The organism is Bacillus sp. AP8, from assembly GCF_000321185.1.
Lineage (GTDB): Bacteria > Bacillota > Bacilli > Bacillales > DSM-1321 > Bacillus_AD > Bacillus_AD massilioanorexius.
In genome coordinates this window covers 1-2475 of sequence record NZ_CAPG01000015.1, presented here as the reverse complement: position 1 = coordinate 2475, position 2475 = coordinate 1, and the positions used below count along the sequence as shown (strand labels likewise).

The window sequence follows — 2475 nt, the reverse complement described above, 5'->3', positions numbered from 1 at the left end:
TTTTTTTATTGATTATTTTTTTAATAAGCAGACCATCCTGCATCTGCAGTTATTACAGCACCATTAACAAAAGAAGATTCATCAGAACCTAAGAATAAAGCAATATTTGCAATTTCTTCAGTTGTTCCAGAGCGCGGCATTAAATTTAAACCAGCAACAGCACGTTCCATACCAAATGGATCTGGTTGTGTCATAGCTTTTGCTAGATTAGTAGGAACAGCACTTGGTGCGATCGCATTACAACGAATTCCTAATTTATTGTAATGTGCCGCTACGTTCTTAGTCATACCCACTAAAGCAAACTTAGAAGCTGTATATGTTAATCCACCACGACCACCTTCTACTCCTGATAAAGAAGCCATGTTAACAATTACTCCTGATTTTTTCTCTTCAAAGATTTGGATTGCCTTTCTCATTGCTCTCATAGCTCCAGTTGTATTGATCGAAATAACTCGATCCCATACATCATCCGGTACATTTCCTGCAGCATACATATTATCACCAATACCAGCATTATTAACCAAAATATCTACAGTACTAAATTTTTCAATGGCTACATTATACATATTTTGAATATCTTCTTCTACAGTCACGTTTGTTTTTACCGCAATAGCTTGTCCACCATTGTCTGTTATTTCTTTTACTGTTTCTTCGGCAGCTTCTAGATTCATATCAGCAATTACAACTTTTGCTCCTTCTTTCGCATACAACATTGTAATCGCTTTACCAAGACCTGCACCTGCACCTGTAATAACTGCCACTTTGTTTTCTAATCGACCCATGTCATTTCCCTCCTTGATTTGTTCGTGAAATAGTAAAATCTTCCCCTAACTACACATTATCACAAAATAACAAATTATTAAAAAATTAGAACCGCAACGAATATCCAAAACAATGTTTGCTAAAACTAATTCATAAAAAAATGCGGTAAGCCCTTTTTATTAGCCACCGCATCTATTTTTACTTTTATTCATTCAATAAATTTTTAAGAGCTATATAATCACTAAATCCATTACAATGAATTTTAATCATAACTCCTTCATAATATTCAAAAAGAAATACTTCACTCTCACTATCGAGTAAAGAGTCTTCTAAATCATCATAACCAGCAATAGAACCTTGAATATCATGCAAGCATTCCGTAATATTTTTGAACCCTACTATGCTATAAGAAGATAAACTTTCACTGTTCCATTCCATTTCTCCAACTGGAGCAAAAGCGACTTTGTCACTGCGAATCATTTTGTTAAATAACCCAGTCAGTTCAACTCCAATATCCGTATTTTTTCTACTACTAGTTAACGCATAATGATATACGGTAAATTTCTTTTCTAAATATAAGAGAATCTTTTTCGCCACTTCAGACATTTTCAATATTGAACCATCTTCTAGTTCATTACATGTTATAGTCAACGTATGCCTCTCACTTATTTTCACTCTTGTCATTTCCTACTTTCTATATCCTTTTATTTCATATAATATACTTTCTTTATTTTCAATGAAAGAACTCTCTATTGATTTATCTTTTCCATTATATAATATAGGTATCAACTGCAAAAATCCATTGAAGCTACTATATAGCCTAATGACACATTCAACTAGTTGTTTGCTTTTTCTTTTTTCGCGGAAGTTCGGGACTCTTCCTACAAGAATCTACTATGTGCATAATAGCAAAATAAGGATGTTTATAGATCATTTTAGGTCCACTTTTTCTCATAACATCTTTCACTTGCTCTTTCATATCTGGCTTATAGCAGTGAATTTTACAATTTTGACAAGCTGGCTTTTTCTCTTGAAAAGGACATTTCGATAAACGGAAGTAAGCATATTCTCGCAACTTGTGACAATCATCACATAAAACCTCTTGTTTATGTTCAGATATACAATATATTTCTATCATGTTACTAATAGTTTCTCGTTCTCGCTTCATTCTCTCCAACATGCATACCTCCTAAAAACGGTGTGAAAATTCTGTAGCTATCCGTTTACACTATTATATTAATATAACATATTACCAGTATAGACTTCAGTATGTTCTTGTAGAAATCGTTTTTATCAAGAAACCATATTACAAAGCGATGTTAATTCTAATAGCTTTCATTTATGAATCTAATCTTATTTAAACCATTGAGATTTCCCTTAGTCTTTTGGTTAATAAAGACAATAAATCGTAGTATACAAATTAACATATAAGAACAAAAGCACAAGCGCCTTGGAAGTAAGGGACATCAACTAAATCGCCACGTCCTTTAGCAACGTCGATGTGACCTATCTCCTGGAGGACTTCACCCAGCATAAGGCAAGCCTGCTAAAAGATTGTTCTTTGAGCTTCTGGACGGATTGGCTTATGACCTCTAGAAGCTAAGTTCTGGAGTTAAACTTCAACATTTTCAAAAACAAACAATCTATAGGTCATAATTCTATCATTTCCTAAACAATAAAAAGNNNNTTNTATATATATATATATATATATAT

At 33.0% G+C, this 2475-nt stretch carries 3 protein-coding genes; all 3 read right to left on the bottom strand.

Going from position 1 to position 2475, the window contains the following annotated elements; translation table 11 throughout:
• Positions 1-20: 20 nt before the first annotated feature.
• Positions 21-782, bottom strand: coding sequence for an SDR family oxidoreductase (locus tag BN349_RS02675; protein WP_019240731.1), 762 nt, complete (start codon positions 780-782; stop codon positions 21-23).
• Between the two features lie 184 nt (positions 783-966).
• The gene (locus tag BN349_RS02670; RefSeq protein WP_019240730.1) at positions 967-1413 is read right to left on the bottom strand and encodes a hypothetical protein; all 447 of its coding nucleotides are present in this window, start codon (positions 1411-1413) and stop codon (positions 967-969) included.
• Positions 1414-1594: 181 nt separating this feature from the next.
• On the bottom strand, positions 1595-1939 hold the full coding sequence (locus BN349_RS02665) for a nitrous oxide-stimulated promoter family protein (RefSeq protein ID WP_026089132.1): 345 nt from the start codon (positions 1937-1939) through the stop codon (positions 1595-1597).
• Between the last annotated feature and the right edge of the window lie 536 nt (positions 1940-2475).

Excerpts from the sequence above, each read along its gene's own strand:
- BN349_RS02675 (WP_019240731.1), bottom strand. The coding sequence starts at position 782 with ATGGGTCGATTAGAAAACAAAGTGGCAGTTATTACAGGTGCAGGTGCA.